The 17,991-nt window shown below is 45.2% G+C and carries 14 protein-coding genes; 5 read left to right on the top strand and 9 right to left on the bottom strand.

The genetic code is table 11. The features are described 5' to 3' along the window. The first annotated feature begins 10 nt into the window (after positions 1-10). On the top strand, positions 11-1,462 hold the full coding sequence (radA, locus tag AC07M6_RS06145; RefSeq protein WP_494888072.1) for a DNA repair protein RadA: 1,452 nt from the start codon (positions 11-13) through the stop codon (positions 1,460-1,462). A 144-nt stretch (positions 1,463-1,606) separates the two neighbouring features. Here the strand turns inward: radA and AC07M6_RS06140 are convergent, their stop codons facing one another. Further along, complete coding sequence (locus AC07M6_RS06140; RefSeq protein WP_494888071.1) at positions 1,607-2,998, bottom strand: NHL repeat-containing protein; 1,392 nt, start codon at positions 2,996-2,998, stop codon at positions 1,607-1,609. Positions 2,999-3,149: 151 nt separating this feature from the next. On the opposite strand from AC07M6_RS06140, the gene AC07M6_RS06135 reads away from it, so the two are divergent. Next, positions 3,150-3,599, top strand: a complete 450-nt coding sequence (locus AC07M6_RS06135; protein WP_494888070.1) for a DUF4920 domain-containing protein — start codon at positions 3,150-3,152, stop codon at positions 3,597-3,599. Positions 3,600-3,929: 330 nt separating this feature from the next. Here the strand turns inward: AC07M6_RS06135 and carB are convergent, their stop codons facing one another. From carB to AC07M6_RS06120, 3 genes are all read right to left on the bottom strand, one after another. Continuing rightward, complete coding sequence (carB, locus tag AC07M6_RS06130; RefSeq protein WP_494888068.1) at positions 3,930-6,746, bottom strand: carbamoyl-phosphate synthase large subunit; 2,817 nt, start codon at positions 6,744-6,746, stop codon at positions 3,930-3,932. Between the two features lie 219 nt (positions 6,747-6,965). After that, complete coding sequence (locus tag AC07M6_RS06125) at positions 6,966-7,910, bottom strand: energy transducer TonB (RefSeq protein WP_494888067.1); 945 nt, start codon at positions 7,908-7,910, stop codon at positions 6,966-6,968. A gap of 66 nt (positions 7,911-7,976) precedes the next feature. After that, positions 7,977-8,954, bottom strand: coding sequence for a toxin-antitoxin system YwqK family antitoxin (locus AC07M6_RS06120; protein WP_494888066.1), 978 nt, complete (start codon positions 8,952-8,954; stop codon positions 7,977-7,979). Between the two features lie 277 nt (positions 8,955-9,231). On the opposite strand from AC07M6_RS06120, the gene AC07M6_RS06115 reads away from it, so the two are divergent. Further along, positions 9,232-9,753, top strand: a complete 522-nt coding sequence (locus tag AC07M6_RS06115) for a hypothetical protein (RefSeq protein WP_494888065.1) — start codon at positions 9,232-9,234, stop codon at positions 9,751-9,753. A gap of 12 nt (positions 9,754-9,765) precedes the next feature. On the opposite strand, the gene panD is transcribed toward AC07M6_RS06115, so the two are convergent. From panD to AC07M6_RS06090, 5 genes are all read right to left on the bottom strand, one after another. Then, on the bottom strand, positions 9,766-10,116 hold the full coding sequence (gene panD / locus AC07M6_RS06110; RefSeq protein WP_494888064.1) for an aspartate 1-decarboxylase: 351 nt from the start codon (positions 10,114-10,116) through the stop codon (positions 9,766-9,768). Between the two features lie 167 nt (positions 10,117-10,283). Then, the gene (ahcY, locus tag AC07M6_RS06105) at positions 10,284-11,603 is read right to left on the bottom strand and encodes an adenosylhomocysteinase (protein WP_494888063.1); all 1,320 of its coding nucleotides are present in this window, start codon (positions 11,601-11,603) and stop codon (positions 10,284-10,286) included. 637 nt (positions 11,604-12,240) lie between these two features. Continuing rightward, positions 12,241-12,588, bottom strand: coding sequence for a bactofilin family protein (locus AC07M6_RS06100; protein WP_494888061.1), 348 nt, complete (start codon positions 12,586-12,588; stop codon positions 12,241-12,243). Positions 12,589-12,615: 27 nt separating this feature from the next. After that, positions 12,616-13,476 carry a peptidoglycan DD-metalloendopeptidase family protein gene (locus tag AC07M6_RS06095; RefSeq protein ID WP_494888059.1) on the bottom strand — a complete coding sequence of 287 codons (861 nt, stop codon included), beginning with the start codon at positions 13,474-13,476 and terminating at the stop codon, positions 12,616-12,618. Positions 13,477-13,602: 126 nt separating this feature from the next. Continuing rightward, positions 13,603-14,469: a M23 family metallopeptidase gene (locus AC07M6_RS06090; RefSeq protein WP_494888057.1), complete on the bottom strand. Its 867-nt coding sequence runs from the start codon at positions 14,467-14,469 to the stop codon at positions 13,603-13,605. Positions 14,470-14,663: 194 nt separating this feature from the next. On the opposite strand from AC07M6_RS06090, the gene AC07M6_RS06085 reads away from it, so the two are divergent. Both AC07M6_RS06085 and AC07M6_RS06080 read left to right on the top strand, forming a co-directional pair. Beyond that, complete coding sequence (locus AC07M6_RS06085; protein WP_494888451.1) at positions 14,664-15,074, top strand: BrxA/BrxB family bacilliredoxin; 411 nt, start codon at positions 14,664-14,666, stop codon at positions 15,072-15,074. Positions 15,075-15,440: 366 nt separating this feature from the next. Next, entirely contained in the window at positions 15,441-17,930 is a 2,490-nt protein-coding gene (locus AC07M6_RS06080; RefSeq protein ID WP_494888056.1) for a M1 family aminopeptidase, read from the top strand. The last annotated feature ends 61 nt before the right edge of the window (positions 17,931-17,991 follow it).

The raw sequence follows: 17,991 nt of genomic DNA, 5'->3' as shown, positions 1-17,991 counted from the left end.
TTCAAAACAAATGGCCAAAACAAAAGTCTCCTATTTCTGTCAAAGCTGCGGCTTCGAAGCACCTAAGTGGTTGGGCAAATGCCCTTCATGCAGTCAGTGGAATACCTTCGTAGAGGAAATAGTAGAAAAGAACAACCCGTCGGTACCCGACTGGAAACCGCAATCCAGTTCCCTGCAACGCTCTAACAAAGCGGTACCGATAGATAAGATAGAGTTTGACGAAGAGCATCGCACTTTAACCCCTGATAAGGAGTTTAACCGGGTATTGGGCGGCGGCATCGTGGCCGGGTCGCTGGTGCTGATAGGGGGCGAACCTGGCATCGGTAAATCAACCCTGATGCTGCAACTGGCGCTGAATATGCCGGGCTTGCGCGTGCTATATGTATCGGGCGAGGAAAGCGACCGGCAGATAAAAATGCGGGCCGAGCGCTTAACTAACCCCCAACCCCCTGAAGGGGGCCAGGGACAAATCACTCCCCCTTCAGGGGGCGGGGGGGGCTCCGACTGCTATATCCTGACCGAAACATCAACTCAAAACATATTTAAACAGATAGAACATATCCAGCCCGAAATGGTAGTGATCGACTCTATCCAAACGCTGCACTCGGCACATATCGAATCTACGCCGGGTAGTGTATCGCAGGTGCGGGAGTGTACGGCCGAACTGCTGCGTTTTGCCAAAGAGAGCGGTACGCCGGTATTCCTGATTGGCCATATCACCAAAGATGGCATGATAGCCGGTCCGAAGATATTAGAGCACATGGTTGATACAGTACTGCAATTTGAAGGCGACCGCCACCATGTATACCGCATATTACGGGCGGTGAAGAACCGTTTCGGCTCGGCATCCGAACTGGGGATCTATGAAATGCTGGGGGCTGGTCTGCGTGAAGTATCCAACCCATCCGAGATCTTATTATCGCAACGCGATGAACCCTTAAGCGGTATCACCATATCGGCCACGCTGGAGGGTATGCGGCCCATGATGATCGAGACGCAGGCGCTGGTTAGTACATCGGCATATGGCACGCCTCAGCGCTCGGCTACGGGCTTTGATACCCGCCGCATGAATATGTTATTGGCCGTACTGGAAAAGCGCTGTGGCTTTAAATTAGGCGCCAAAGATGTATTCCTGAATATTACCGGTGGTATCCGTGTAGAAGACCCGGCTATTGACCTGGGCCTGGCCGCGGCCATCATCTCATCGCACGAGGATATTCCCATCCCTTTTAAAACCTGCTTCGCGGGCGAGATCGGCTTATCGGGCGAGATCCGCGCCGTTAACCGGGTAGAGCAACGCATAGCCGAAGCGCAAAAACTGGGCTTCGAGCAGATCTTTATCTCCAAGTACAACCTCCCCACTGGTGGCGAAGACAAAAAGCGGATAGACCTGACCCGTTATGAAATAGCCGTAAAACCTGTGGGTAGTATCGAGGAGGTGTTTTCGTTATTGTTTGGGTAGATAATAAATGGGTGTCATGCTGAGCCTGTCGAAGCATGGTGGGCAGGCCCTCTGCACGCAGTCTCGATAGGCTCAGACTGACATCCACAAAAAAACGGCGTAACCAATAAAGCTACGCCGTTAAAATATCTTGAAATGCAATCCTTACGGTACTGTGGTTATTACCACCTTGCGTATCACATTGTTGTTGTAATCAGCCACATAAATGTTGCCGGCCGCGTCGGTAGTTAAACCTTGCGGGTTGCTGAATTTAGCAGCCGCACCAACACCTTCGGTATAACCTGATGTATTGATACTGCCTGCAATGGTGTAAAGTACTTTAGTAGTTGCGGAGACCTCCATGATACGGCCTGATTCGTCCGAGATAAACATATTGCCGTTTTTGTCGGTGGTGATGGCTACAGGCAGGTTAATTACCTGGGGTTGTGTTTTTGGATCGCCGACAACGGTGGTTACCGTTCCGTCGGTAGCAATTTGCCTGATCGCGTTATTAGACAGATCGGCCACATAAAGCACACCTGCCGCGTCAATAGTAATGCCCGATGGGTTATTAAAGCGTGCGGCGGTGGTTAATCCATCGGCATAACCGGCTGCATTAGTACCAGCAACGGTGGTAACTACACCTGCCGGTGTAATTTTACGGATAGCGCTATTACCCCTGTCGGCAACATAAATATTGCCCGATGCATCAGCCACCAAACCTGCCGGACTGGTAAATTTAGCCGAAGCACCTGTAGCATCAGCATAGCCATAGCCATTGCCGCCTGCCAGTGTGGTAACTACACCGGTTTGTGTTATTTTACGGATAGCGTTATTGCCAACATCAGATACATACAAATTGCCCGATGCGTCGATAGCAATGCTTTGCGGACTGTAAAAGCTGGCCGCCGATCCGGTGCCATTAGCGTAACCGGCTGTAGCATTTCCGGCAAGCGTAGTCACCGTACCCGTTGCCGATACTTTACGGATAACGTTGTTAAAAGAATCGGCTATGTACAAGTTGCCTGCCGCATCGGCCACAACACCCCGCGGACTGTTAAAGGCCGCAGTTTTTAGTGGACCTTCTGTATAAGCGGCGGCACCGCTGCCTGCATAGGTGCTTACTGTGCCGGAGATAGAAAATGTAGTGGTTGGTGTAGTAAACTGTATTACATTGCCATAAGTGGTAACACCGTTAGTGCTGGTTGCATAGGCCCTTACATAGTAAAGTGTTTTAGCACTTAAGCCTGTAATAGCAGCCGAAAAATGGAGAACATTGGCTGTTGTAAGCGGTGTTTTTGAATCGGTTATAACCGGGGTTTTGTTGGTTGAGCTCCAGCAAACACCATATTCTGTTATGCTGTTGGTTATAAAATTGCTAACATAACCCCCACTTTGTGCCGAGGTAGTAGTTAAATCGGTTATAACACCGTTGGTTGTTACAACGGGCACAAACTCGGTTGTATCATCTGATGATTTATTACAGCCGCTAAACACAATAACAGCGGGCATCAGCAATACTAAAAATATACTTATGTTTCGTAGCGATAACTTCATTTTTGTTGATAAAGATAAAACGTTAAAATAACAGCTTTATCCGCAAAGATATTAACCTGCAGCGATATTTTAACACTATTTAACAATAAGGCATAAACCGCCCGAAACCTTTACGCCCGTAATTTGTAATAAAACAAATATCCCGTTAAAAATGAAGCTGCTTTCACTCATCTGTATGTTGTTAATAGCCGTAAGCCCGGCGCAACAACCCATACCGCACGGAACGGTATATGGCCGCAAGCCCAGCCGCACCGGATTAATATTGGCTACCAGCCTTGAAAAATATATGGGCAAGCGCACCCGCATCAGCGTTTCGGTATCGGGGCGGGTAACATTGGTTACCAAAAGCAAAGGTGGCTGGTTTGATGTGGATGCCGGGAACGGGCGTATTATTACCGCGCACTTTAAAAATTTTGGTGTAACTATTCCCGCAAGCCTTAAAAACCGTTACATTATTATGGAGGGTGTGGCGCAAAAACAAATTATAGCCGATGACCGCCAGCACTATGCCGGTGGAAACGGCAGCAGGCAGCATACCGTGAAAGCCAATCCCAGGCAGCTATTAATGTTTGAGGTAAAGGGGTTGATGGTGACGAAGTAGTGGCGTTACTTTTTTTAGTTCCCTCCCAGAACTACCGTGTACCCACATCTTTTTACGATTAATAGAAGTTTTATGCCCCGGAGGGGCTACCTGTTTGTAGCAAACAAAAAAAAGCAAAAATGCCTCGGAGAGGCTACCCCATATCGAAATCTATGATTCGATTTGCAACTGAGGGCAGCACCTACGGAGCTGTGACGTTTTCTGGGATCAAATACCTACAAACAGGTAGCCCCTCCGGGGCATGAAAAAAGGTAGCCCGGGAGGGAACTTGAAGATAACAAAAAAGGCGCCCCGATCAAATCGGGACGCCTTTTACTTTAAGCTTTAACCTTACTTAGACAAGTACATCGATTTCTCTTTATACAAATGCCTGAAGTATGGGTCCTGCAAGTCGGGGATGAAGCGGATGGCTTCGCCGGTCGATTTCATTTCAGGGCCTAATTCTTTATTAACTTCCGGGAATTTATCGAAAGAGAATACCGGCTCTTTAATAGCATATCCCTTCAGTTTACGCTCTATTTTGAAGTCTTTTAATTTATGGGTACCCAGCATTACTTTGGCAGCGATGTTGATATAAGGCACATCATAAGCTTTCGCGATAAATGGCACCGTACGTGACGCACGCGGGTTAGCCTCTATTACATAAACCTTATCGTTCTTTATCGCAAACTGGATATTCAGCAAGCCGCGTACATTTAGGGCGTGGGCTATTTTAATGGTATGGTCTTCCATTTGTTTAATCACCGATTCCGACAGATCGAACGGCGGCAATACCGCGTACGAATCGCCTGAATGAATGCCGGCCGGCTCAATGTGTTCCATCAGGCCGATGATATGTACGTCTTCACCATCATTGATGGAGTCCGACTCAGCCTCGGCAGCACGGTCAAGAAAGTGGTCTATCAGCACACGGTTGCCGGGCAGGTTTTTCAGCAGGTTTACTACCGCTTTTTCCAGGTCTTCATCGTTAATCACAATGCTCATGCCCTGTCCGCCTAATACGTAGCTTGGGCGCACCAATACGGGGTAACCAACTTCGTGGGCTACAACCAGCGCTTCTTCGGCACTTTCGGCAACACCGTATTTAGGGTATGGGATATCCAGGTCTTTCAACAGATCGCTGAAACGGCCGCGGTCTTCGGCAATATCCATGTTATCGTACGATGTACCGATGATTTTGATGCCATGCTCGTGCAGTTTCTCCGCCATTTTCAAAGCCGTTTGGCCACCAAGCTGAACAATCACACCTTCGGGTTTTTCCAGTTCGATGATCTCGCGTACGTGCTCCCAAAATACCGGCTCAAAGTACAGCTTATCAGCCATGTTAAAATCGGTAGATACCGTTTCGGGGTTACAGTTGATCATGATGGCTTCAAAACCGGTTTCCTTAGCGGCTAACAGTCCGTGTACACAACTGTAATCAAACTCAATACCCTGGCCAATACGGTTAGGGCCCGATCCTAATACGATGATTTTCTTTTTATCAGATACGATGCTTTCATTCTCGCCCTCATAAGTCGAGTAAAAATATGGCGTTTTAGCCTGGAACTCGGCAGCGCAGGTATCTACCATTTTATAAACCCGGTGCATACCTAAGGCTTTGCGGCGCTGGTAAACATCCTCTTCGGTTACGTTGCCTAATATGAAAGCGATCTGCGCGTCCGAGAAACCTTTTTGTTTCAGGGTAAATAAAAATTCGCGCGGGATATTATTCAGCGAGTAGCGGCGCAGTTCGGTTTCCAGGCCAACCAGTTCAAAGATCTGGTTCAGGAACCAGCGGTCAATCTTGGTTACTTTACGGATAGACTCGATAGGTACGCCCAGGCTCATGGCATCGTAGATGTGGAACAGCCTGTCCCAGCTTGGGTGTTCAAGGCTATGCATAATCTCGTCCAGGTTGCGGCTTTGGCGGCCATCGGCACCTAAACCGGCGCGACCGATCTCCAAACTCTGACAAGCTTTTTGCAGCGCCTCTATAAAGCTGCGGCCAATGCCCATTACCTCGCCTACCGATTTCATGGTTAAGCCCAGTTCGCGGTTAGCGCCTTTAAATTTATCGAAGTTCCAGCGGGGGATCTTCACAATCACGTAATCCAGCGTAGGTTCAAAATAAGCCGAAGTGGTTTTGGTGATCTGATTTTCTATTTCATCCAGGTTATAACCAATGGCCAGTTTAGCCGCTATTTTAGCGATAGGGTAACCGGTAGCTTTTGATGCAAGGGCAGATGAACGCGATACACGCGGGTTGATCTCGATAGCGATAATGCTTTCGTCGGCCGGGTTAACCGAGAACTGTACGTTACAGCCACCCGCGAAATTGCCAATGGCACGCATCATTTTTATGGCCTGGTTGCGCATCTCCTGGTAGCAGCGGTCGCTCAGCGTCATGGCCGGGGCCACGGTGATCGAGTCGCCGGTGTGGATGCCCATCGGGTCGAAGTTTTCGATAGAGCAAATGATAATTACGTTATCGTTATTATCACGTAACAACTCTAACTCGTATTCCTTCCAGCCTAAAACAGCCTGCTCTACCAAAACCTCGTGAGTGGGCGATGCCTGCAGGCCGCGGCTCAGGGCCTGGTCAAAATCTTCTTTTTTATGTACAAAGCCGGCACCTTTACCACCTAAGGTATAGCTTGGGCGTATCACCAGCGGGAACCCAATTTCCTGCGCGGCTTCTTTACCTTCCAAAAATGAGTTAGCAATTTTTGAGGTTGCAACCCCCACGCCGATATCCACCATTAACTGGCGGAAAGCCTCGCGGTTTTCGGTTTTCTCAATAGCGGCAATATCAACGCCTACTATGCTTACACCATATTTTTTCCAGATTCCGCGTTCATCAGCCTCAATACAAAGGTTAAGCGCGGTTTGGCCGCCCATGGTAGGCAGTACGGCGTCAATTTGTTGTTCCTGCAGTATTTGCTCAATGCTGGCGCAGGTAAGCGGCAACAGGTAAACGTGATCGGCAATAACCTTATCGGTCATGATAGTGGCCGGGTTACTGTTAATGATGGATACGGTGATCCCCTCGTCCTTTAAGGATAGCGCGGCTTGCGAACCGGCATAATCAAACTCACAAGCCTGGCCTATAATAATAGGGCCTGAACCGATGATCAATACTGACTTGATGGAATTATTTTTGGGCATAGTCTTTATAAGTCTTAAGTCTTAAGTCCTGAGTCTTAAGTCTGTCCAAATTTTATAACTTTTGGACTTTGAACTACCGACTTTGGACTTTGAATACTATGCGCTGGGAGCGAAAAAACCCGACCTCAGCGTCGGGGTGCAAAGATAGGGTTTATGTGCGATTATGTGATGTTTTTTTTAAAATCGCACAAATGTGACATGGGGCTGTATTTTGCCGACTCAGTTTTGTAAGTGAAAGGCTATCGGTACCACCAGAAAATAATCAATCGGCCGCCCGTACGCTATAGCTGTTTCCCAAAAACCGGCTGAAAGTTTAAGTACCCGCACGGCTTCCGCATTTATGGCAACACTTACGGGTTTAAGGATTTTGATATCTGCCAGTTCGCCATATTTAGTGATGGTAAATTTAATTTGTACCGTACCCTGGATATAGTTTTCCCTATCAACGGCCGGATACCTGATTGTTTGTGACAAAAAGTTAGAAAATCCGTTAAGGCCGCCTTCATAGCTGGGTAATTTAAACCGGGTTTTATAATTGACAGGAATGCCCTCTGCATTTGTAGCCGTGCCGGATACAAATTGCCCCACAGTATAACTTTCGGTAAAGCTTACTTTATAGCGGTCATCATAACCCTTCCAGGCGCCATCGCGTTTGCCATTTTTAATGTTGCCTTCTTCATAAACGCGGCTAAAGGCGTCATTGTAGGCTATATAATATCCATTGCCGTCTGCAGCCAAAATCTTTCCGGTCGAGTCGTTACAAGCTGTAAGCAATTCGGTTTGCGGTACCGGCTTGTTATCTGCGTTAAGGCTGTCAGGATTGCTGTAATGCCTGCTGATATTGAGCATACCATTGGGATAGTATATCGATTCGTCGCCGGTTATTTTGTTGTTTTTGTATTCAGCTATTCTTTTTCGTTTTCCGTTGATGTAAAAGCTTATGGCAGTTCCTTCAAGTGTAACCGGCGCGATGGTTTTTGATGTGGCTTCCATTTTTTCCTGCCCTTTAGGATAAAAATCAAATACGCGATACAGCTTTTCGCCCGGATTTGGTTCTTTAACAATCCTGATAAAGTCGGCGCTGTCTAATTTAGAGACATACTCGCCTGTATTTTTAAGGAAAAAAGTATTTTTATTTTGGGCCAGGACTTTAAAAGAGGCCATGGCAAAACAGATCAGTAAGATTTTTCGGCTGGCTAACATTGGTAATGCTAATATTAGGGGTAATTATTAATGTGAGTTGAAAATAACATTATTGTTTACAGGTACCGTAAACGTCATTTTACTTAGCGCATAGGGTATGATGAGGCGTGCTGCCGGGTAATGATATTTTACCTGCACCCCTCTTAAAACTGCCGGGTTAGCTTTTATAACAACGGGCTTCAAGTCCAGCAAAACAGGTGAAAGATCGGTTGCATTGTACCCGTAAATATCCTCCAAAACACCTTTGTTATTTACGGTATAACTTAAGCGCAAAACATGTAATGCATTTGATTTAAGCCGGGCGGTATCTCCCTGATTTTTAAGGGTGGCTTTTATACGTTTTTCCACCTCGCCGAATTCGCCATTATAAGTTGCGTTTTCAAACATACTGGTATAGTGATGTTTTTTTCCATCGGCACCTATGCTTTTTCCTGATATTAGCATGCCGCGTTCATAAAGCTCTTCAAAGGTAATACCGTACTCGTCGCTTCCTTTCCATAAGCCATCGCGGGCGCCATTTTTGTAAGCACCCTGCCATTCATACTTTTCGCTAAATTCGCCATTTTTAAAAACAGCCTTTTCTTTACGGATACCGTTGCCATTTAAAATATTAACGTTCCCGGCCGAATCGGCCTCATATATCATCCGCATATAGGGCATTCCGGGCTCGCTTTTATATATAATGGTTTGTACCAACGTACCGTTTGGGTGATAGCGCAGCGTTTTGGTGGGGCTGCCATTGGTGTATTGGTGCATCTCGCAAGGCTTGCCATTTTTATAATACAGGTTTACATAGCTATTGTATCGTGGGTTATCAACAAATCCCCTGGCCGATGCTTCTACCCGGGTGCCGTCTTTGCGATATTCGGTAAAGGTAAAATCCAGGCCATTGCTGCTATACTTTGCCACCCGGTAAAACTCGGCGCTATCTTTATTGCCTATCAACTTGCCATCCTTATTAAAATAATAGGTAGAATCCTTCTGTGCAAAGCTTGCAACAGGCATAAGGGCAATGCAAATAATAAATATGTTTAGGCGGGCTATCATTGGTAACACTAAGTTATCAAATTATCACCAAAAAAGCTTTTTCCCTATCAGATTTTATGTGCCTCCTTAAATTTAAGCATATCAGCCAGGCGTAATCCCTTTTTTATATCAAATGCCAATCAAACATCTGCAAAAAACAACTGTTGAATATCAGAAGAAATCAGATTAACTGATTGCATCGTTAATTGAAAATTTGATTAACTTGCCGTAGCACCGAACTATTTATAAGCCTATTATGAAAATTCTGTACCTGTTGCTGGTTAGCCTGGCGCTAACCGCTTGTGGAACAATGCAATCTATCGTTAAATCAACCTTCCCGTATACTACTACGCTGGTAATCCCCCGCACATCCGAAGCAGGTAAGGAATACTCATCTGTCAGTACGGCTACCAGTTTCGATCAAAATTTTGTGAAGGGCGGTAACGATGCTAATAATATAAACGCAGTGCGTATTATATCGGCCAAGGTGCAGGCTACCGATCCGTCTGATTTTAATATCGGGCAATTGGCTTATGTACAGATCTATGTTTCAAAAACCGACGGCAAGGGTGAAGAGATGGTAGCATCCCGCAAGGATATTAACCCCACCGTGGGCAACAGCCTGGTGCTGGATATTGATAACAGCCATTTTTTAGATGAGTTGATACGCCAGCCCAGCCTTAGGGTACGCATGGCTTATAAACTGCGCAACAAAAACACAAAGGATGTTAGCCTGCATGTGGTGCTAAGCATTGCGGCTTACCCTAATCAACAGTAAGTGTTTTAAGGATTACTTCAGCAGCTTATTATCGTTATCCGGGAATATCAATATAGGCTGGTAAGCACGGGCCTCGTCCATTTCCATGTACGCGTACGACATGATGATAATGATATCGCCAACCTGGGCCAGCCGGGCGGTAGCGCCGTTAAGGCATACGGTACCGCTGCCGCGTTCGCCTTTTATTACATAGGTTTCAAAGCGGGCACCGTTATTATTATTAACAATCTGCACCTTCTCGTTAGGGATAATATTGGCGGCTTCTATCAATTCTTCGTCAATAGTTATGCTACCCACGTAGTTTAATTCGGCCTGCGTTACCCTAACCCGGTGAAGCTTGGATTTTAACACCTCAATAATCATAGCGCAAAGGTAATAATTAATGGTTCATACTTCATGGTTCTTAATTCTTAGCTTATCGTAATATTGCAAACAGATGAAATTCAATACCTTATGTTGAATAAAAAAGGAGATGGCCCTAAAACCATCTCCTTTATATTTCTTAAGACTAATGACTTTCGGCTTAAGACTTAGTACCTGTAATAATCCGCCTTAAACGGACCGTCAACAGTTACGCCAATGTAATCGGCCTGGTCCTGGTCAAGCACTTCCAGCTCAACGCCAATTTTGGCTAAGTGCAGGCGGGCAACTTTTTCGTCCAGGTGCTTAGGTAATACATATACTTTATTTTCGTACTGGTCGGTGTTCATCCAAAGCTCTAACTGGGCTAAAGTTTGGTTAGTGAACGAGTTACTCATTACAAAGCTTGGGTGGCCCGTAGCGCAACCTAAGTTTACCAAACGGCCTTCGGCTAAAACAATTACGTCTTTACCGTCGATGGTATATTTATCAACCTGTGGTTTAATTTCAATTTTGGTATTGCCATAAGCGCCGTTTAACCAGGCCATGTCAATTTCGTTATCAAAGTGGCCGATGTTACAAACAATGGCTTTATCCTTCAACGCGCGGAAATGCTGCTCGCGAACGATGTTCATGTTGCCTGTAGCGGTAACCACAATATCAGCTTCGGTAATGGCGGTCGAAAGTTTTTTCACTTCAAAGCCTTCCATAGCCGCTTGCAGGGCGCAGATGGGGTCAATTTCGGTAACGATAACACGTACACCGGCGTTACGTAAAGAATCGGCCGAACCTTTACCTACGTCGCCATAACCGCAAACAACACCAACTTTACCAGCCATCATTACGTCGGTAGCACGACGGATCGCGTCAACTAACGATTCGCGGCAACCGTATTTATTATCAAATTTTGATTTGGTAACCGAATCGTTAATGTTAATAGCAGGGATTGGCAAAGTGCCATTCTTCATGCGTTCGTATAAACGGTGTACACCGGTAGTGGTTTCTTCTGATAAACCTTTAATACCGGCAACCAGCTCAGGATAGCGGTCAAATACCATATTGGTCAGGTCACCACCATCGTCCAGGATCATGTTCAACGGCTTGCGGTCTTCACCAAAGAATAGGGTTTGTTCGATACACCAGTCAAATTCCTGCTCGTTTAATCCTTTCCAGGCATAAACAGATACACCAGCGGCAGCAATAGCAGCAGCGGCATGATCCTGGGTTGAAAAGATATTGCATGACGACCAGGTAACCTCGGCACCCAGGGCAACCAGTGTTTCAATTAACACGGCGGTTTGGATGGTCATGTGTAAACAGCCCGCAATACGCGCGCCTTTAAGCGGTTGCGATGGGCCGTATTCGGCACGCAGGGCCATTAAGCCCGGCATTTCTGCTTCGGCCAATTCAATCTCCTTGCGGCCCCATTCGGCCAGCGAAAAGTCTTTTACTTTATATTTAACGAAAGCGGTTTCTACTGATGATGACATAGTATTCAATAATTTAAGAATGCAAAATTAACTAATAGTCCGGAGAAAACCTAAATGTGGCTTTTAAGAGTCCCATAAGATAAAGTATCCCATTAATATAGCAAAGGAATGGCTAATGATGAAAGCAAGGCGGTATTTGCAATTTTGGGCATAAAAAAAGCCCGGCGATGTGCCGGGCGTAACCAAACTACTTAGTTCGGGCTTTTTTGAAGATGCTGATAAATGCTTCAATCATTTTTAATACCAGCACAGAAATTTGGCAGGCATACAGTAACAATTCTTGTTTTGCCATAAGCATTACATTTTAAGTAAAACATTTGCCTTGGATTACTAAGAATTTCTACATTTGTGTTGTGAAGTCAAATGATAGTTAATTCTGTCGTAACTTACTAATTAGCCACTTGCTCTAACAAGTGGCTTTTTTAGTGGCGTTAATTATATATAATGCAAAATTATCGTAAAAACAAGGCAAAAAAAGTGTTAATTTTTTGCGTTTTCCACACACGTAAATCATTGATTATCAATAAATTTTAAGACAAATGTCAATAATTGTGGTTTTTTTTCACGCGATTTTTTTGCGTCAATTCTGCGCGGCTTAAAAATAAACTACTTGGAGTAGATTTTTTATAACAGATAATTAAGCCATGCTTAAATTACCATTATAAACGGCGCCGGCTTCAACTTGTATGGTGCCGGTTTTTATATCGCCGTTAATTTTGCCTGTACTGCGTATTTCCAGCATTTCAACACTGATATTGCCTTCAACATAACCGTAAACTACCATTTGTTTGGTGTTGATGTTGCCTTTGATGTGGCCTTTCTCGCCCAATATCAGGCCCTGCTCAATAGTTACATCGCCAATTACCTGGCCATCAATACGTGCAAAAGCGGGCGCTTTAAAACTACCTTCAATCACACATCCCTCGCTAATAATGCTCGAAATAGTTTGCTGATCAATCTCCATCTTAGCCGATTTTTTAAACATGCCCTTAAATTTTATATCGGATAAATATTAGTTGTTGATGCTCAAAAACTTTACCGGGTTAACCGGACGGCCGTTTTTACGTACCTCGTAATGTAAGTGTGTGCCGGTTGAGTGCCCGGTTGATCCAACCTCGCCAACGATATCGCCGGCGCTTACTTTTTGGCCCACCTTTACATCAATGTGCGAGAGGTGCCCGTACAGTGTTTCCAGGCTGTTGATATGCTGTATGCGTACGCAGTTGCCATAGCCGCCAAACCAGCCTGCAAAAACAATAGTGCCGTTGGCGGTGCATTTTACAGCATCGCCTTTGCTGCCTTTAAAATCTATCCCGGGATGAAATTCGGCGTTGGCTGTGTTAAAAGGATCGCTGCGGTAGCCGAAAAATGAGCTGAACGAACTGATGCGGGGGTAACCCATTGGGGTATTGGATACCGTGTGGGCCAGGCGCGCCAGGTAATCATCGTATAACGAGTATTTTTCTTTGTCGCTTAGGTTGGCTGCTTCGGCTTTGGTATTGCCGCCTACGTTTTTTGTTGAAAAGCCCGGTATGCCCCGTTTACGTAAATAGCTGTTTATTTTTTGCAGCTTGTTTTCAATTGCCTGTATGTAGGATTGCGCGCTGGTCTTTTCGCTTTGATCGGCAACGGTAGGGAGGCTGCCTTTTAATTTAGTGATTTGGGCCAGCAGCTGCTGTTTCTCCTGCTCCTGCTTTTTGTTCTGATTGCTTAAATAAGCAATAGTTGCCGATAAACAACCAATAACACTTAATACGCCTAAAATATAATATTTAAAACGGCTGATATGCTTGGTTTTAATTTGTAGTGTTTTAGTACCCTGCTGGTTTTTATTTAAAATTATTACCGTACTAACATCAGCCAGTTTTCTCATTTTTAAATTGGGATAGTTTAGAACCTGCAATATAATCAATTGCCCTAAAAAACCATATTAAATTTAAGTAATGGTTTGATTAAGTGAGCAGTTGATTAAGTTTAAGTTGTAACTACTCACTAAATCTCAATTCAAACTCAGGTACTCTTTAGGGTTAACAGCCCGGCCATTGCGGCGTATTTCATAATGCAGGTGCGGGCCGGTTGACCGTCCTGTTGAACCTACCTTGCCTATTACATCGCCTACGTTCACTTTTTGCCCCTCGCGCACATTAATGCGCGATAAATGCCCATAAACGGTTTCGATATTGTTAATGTGCTTAATGCGTACGCAATTGCCATAACCACCGGCCCGTCCGGTAAATTCAACTGTGCCGTTAGCCGTGCACTTTACCGGGTCGCCGGTTTTGCCGCGGAAATCAATGCCGGGGTGAAACTCACTGTTCCCAAAATCAAAGGGGTTGCCGCGATAACCAAAAAACGAGGTGAACGAACTGATACGCGGGTAGCCCATAGGCATATAACCCACGTTGCTGACCAGGCGGCTCAGGTAATTGTCGTAGCTTGAATAAATAGCATCGCTTGATGCCTGGCTTTTTTTTGATGCCGGCGCAATATGTTTAAAGCTAAACCCATTCAGGCCGCGCTTACTTAAATAGTTGTTAATTTTTGTCAGCTTTTGTTCAATGCTGCCAATATAACTCATCGCTTTTTCATCGCGGGTTTGCTGTTGGTTACTAACCGAATCAAGCGCCTGGCTTTCCTCGCCCAGTTGCTTGTGCAGGGAGTTGATCTGCGCTAACAGTTTCAGTTTCTCGTTAGCCTGCTCCTCGGTTTTGCGGGTTAGGTTCACCACTATGGTAAACAAGGCAATGGCACCTAACAGGGCAACGCTGGTTAATATTTTTAACCGCGTTAAGTTTTTGGTCTTAATGTGTATGGTTTCAGCCAGGGGCTGCTGCGACGATTTTTTTGTAAAAAAATTTCTACTCAAATACCTTTGTTTTAAGTTCATCAATAGTTACTAAAATTAGGTAAAACTTTTTGCCGGCTTATTTGTATTAACCGGTTAGTGTAAAGTTAAACGAAAGTCAGTACAATGTTATTATTTGGCGCGAAAAAAAAATTATCCTAATGTTTTGATATTTTTGTACCTGCAAAACACAGAATTAAAAAAGATACAAAATGATGTACCCTGAATATTTAGTTGCCCCCATGCGCGAGGAACTAACCAAAGTAGGTTTTACCGAGCTAAAAGATGCCGAAGCGGTAACCGAGGCTATTGAAAGCGAAGGAACCGTTTTTGTAATGGTTAATTCGGTTTGCGGCTGTGCCGCGGCTAACGCCCGCCCGGCTGCCCGTATGGCTGCAGGCAGTGCAAAACACCCTGATAAACTGGTAACCGTTTTTGCCGGCATGGAAAAAGAAGCGGTTGATAAAGCACGCGCTTATATGCTGCCTTACCCTCCGTCGTCACCATCGATGGCTTTATTTAAAGATGGTAAACTGGTACATATTATAGAGCGTCACCAGATTGAAGGCCGCCCCGCACAAATGATTGCCGACAACCTGATTGGCGCGTTTGAGCAGTATTGTTAGTTAGTGATTAGAGGTTAGTTAATTAGAGATTAGGCTCTGAATGATATTTAAAGGCCCGGTGCGAAACGCACCGGGCCTTTTTTTACGCATTGTCATTTCGAACGAACAAGGGAGGCCTGTGAAATGGCGTGAGGAGAAATCTTATACGAGGCAACAGTCATCCCGTAGAAGATTTCTCCTTGTACCTCGTTCGAAATGACAACGGGGGTAAAAATCCCTGTGCCCTTTGTGTTCCTCCCTTTGTAAATCTTTGTGGTTAAATCACCATCACACGCACAAATTAATATTCATGCATAGTAATTTTAGGCTTTCAGGCAAAAAACATAAATTAGCATTTTATTATAGCTACAGCACACAAACAAACTAATGATAAAAGTAAAATCAATTTCAACATTTTTCATTGCGGGCGCCTGCGCAACCGCCATGAGCACCCTGGCTTTTGCGCAAGCACCCCCGGCACCTATCGGTACCAGCACTGTTTACCGCGAAACCGCGCCTAAAATAAACGACCTGGTAAACACCAAACTGGATGTGCGTTTTGATTATAAGAAACGTTACATGTACGCCAAAGCGTGGGTTACCTTAAAGCCTCATTTTTATTCTACCGATTCGCTGCGTTTAGATGCCAAGGGTATGGATATCAAAAGTGTTTCGGTAGTAAAGGCCGGCAAAAACATCCCTTTGAAATACAAGTATGAGGATAGCCTTCAGCTGAATATCCGCCTGGATAAAACCTATTCCAGGAACGAGAATTACATTGTTTATATAGATTACACGGCCAAACCTAACGAGTTAAAGGTAAAAGGCAGCGCGGCTATTAACGATGCCAAAGGCCTGTACTTTATTAATCCCGATGGTGCCGAAAAAAACAAACCTATCCAGATCTGGACACAGGGCGAAACTGAAAGTTCATCGTGCTGGTTCCCTACAATTGATAAGCCCAACCAAAAAACTACCGAAGAGATTAGCATGACGGTGTTATCTAAATACGTTACGCTATCAAACGGTAAACTGGTATCGCAAAAAGCAAATGCCGATGGTACCCGTACCGATACCTGGAAAATGGATGTGCCGCACTCGCCTTACCTGTTTATGATGGCTGTTGGCGATTTTAAAATCTATCACGATAAGTGGAAAAACACCCCGGTAGATTATTACCTGGAAGCTAAATACGCTCCATACGCTAAAGATATTTTTGGTGATACGCCCGAGATGATCGATTTCTATTCAAAAACTTTAGGTGTTGATTACCCATGGAACAAATACGCGCAGATTGTAGTGCGCGATTATGTGAGCGGCGCTATGGAAAACACCACCGCTACCCTGCATGGCGAATACGTACAGGCCACCAAACGCGAGTTGCTGGATGCTTACTACACCCAGGGACAAAGCACCATTGCGCACGAGCTGTTTCACCAATGGTTTGGCGATTATGTAACCGCCGAAAGCTGGAGTAACCTGACTGTTAACGAGTCTTTCGCCGATTTTAGCGAAACCCTTTGGGCTGAACACAAATATGGCCAGGATGCCGGCGATGCGCATTCGTACATCGACGCGCAAAACTACATGCGCCAGCCGGGTAACGATAAAAAGAACCTGGTACGCTTTAATTATGATGATAAAGAGGATGTATTTGATGCCGTAACTTATCAAAAAGGCGGTACCATATTAAATATGCTGCGTACTTATTTAGGTCGCGATGCTTTTTATAAAGGCTTACAGTTATACTTAAAAACCAATGCTTATAAAAACGGCGAGGCTCACCAGTTACGCCTGGCTATGGAAGAAGTGAGCGGTAAAGACCTGAACTGGTTTTTTAACCAATGGTATTTTGGCGCCGGCCACCCGGTAATCAACATCAGCTACAAATGGGATGCCGCCACTAAAACCGAAACGGTTTACCTGAAGCAAAACCAAACCGGCCAAACCTTTATTTTGCCAATGGCAATAGATGTTTACCAGGGCGGCAAAAAAGTACGCCACAGTTACTGGATGCGTAGCGCGGTTGATTCGGTAAGCTATCAGTTGGATGGCAAACCCGATTTGGTGAATGTAGACGGTGATAAGAAAACCCTTTGGGCAAAAACCGATACCAAAACGTTAGACGAATTGGTATTTCAATACTTTAACGCCCCGTTATACCTCGACCGTAACGAAGCCGTAACCGCTTCCCTTGCCAAGCAAACCGATAAAGGCGCGCAAAAAGTACTGATAGCGGCACTGAAGGATAAGTATTTTGGTATCCAGATAAAGACGATCAACGGGTTAAATATGACTAATGACGATATCCGCAATGCGGCCCAGCCCATACTGGCATCGTTAGCTCAAACAGATCCCAACAATTTAGTGCGCGCTGCGGCCATTACCGCACTGGGCAAGTTAAAGGCATCGGGCAATATGAATTTGTTTAAAACCGCGTTGGCCAATCCGTCATACGCAATTGAGGCGGCGGCATTTAACGCTATCTCATTGCTTGACCCTGCCCAGGCTACTCAATTAGCTAAAAACCTGGAGAATGATGCCGAAGGCGCCTTAGCCACTACTATTATGAGCGTTTACCTGGATAACGGTACATCAGCCCAATGGCCGTATATTAAAAAGAAGATTGACGCTAATCCGGCGGTTGCGGTGTCCGTATTCCGTAAAATGCCGGCTTATTTGGGCCGTATTGATAACCCAACTTATGTACAGGAAGGGATAACCATTCTTAAAAACATAGGTTTGCAATATAAAGCGCAAGGCGCCGGTCCGGTTTTAATAAATGCTATAAACGAAGTTAAAGCCGCCCGTGCAAAATTGAACGATACCGCATCTGTAGCTGCTGCCGATGCCGCTGTTAAAGAGATAGGGAGTTAATATTTGACTCGATTTTTGCCGGGGCCTACCATTTGTGGCGCTCGCCCGGCATTAGCTTAAA

Source organism: Mucilaginibacter sp. GW821-FHT07H05 (genome assembly GCF_059418485.1).
This window is presented reverse-complemented; position numbering and strand designations above follow the sequence as displayed.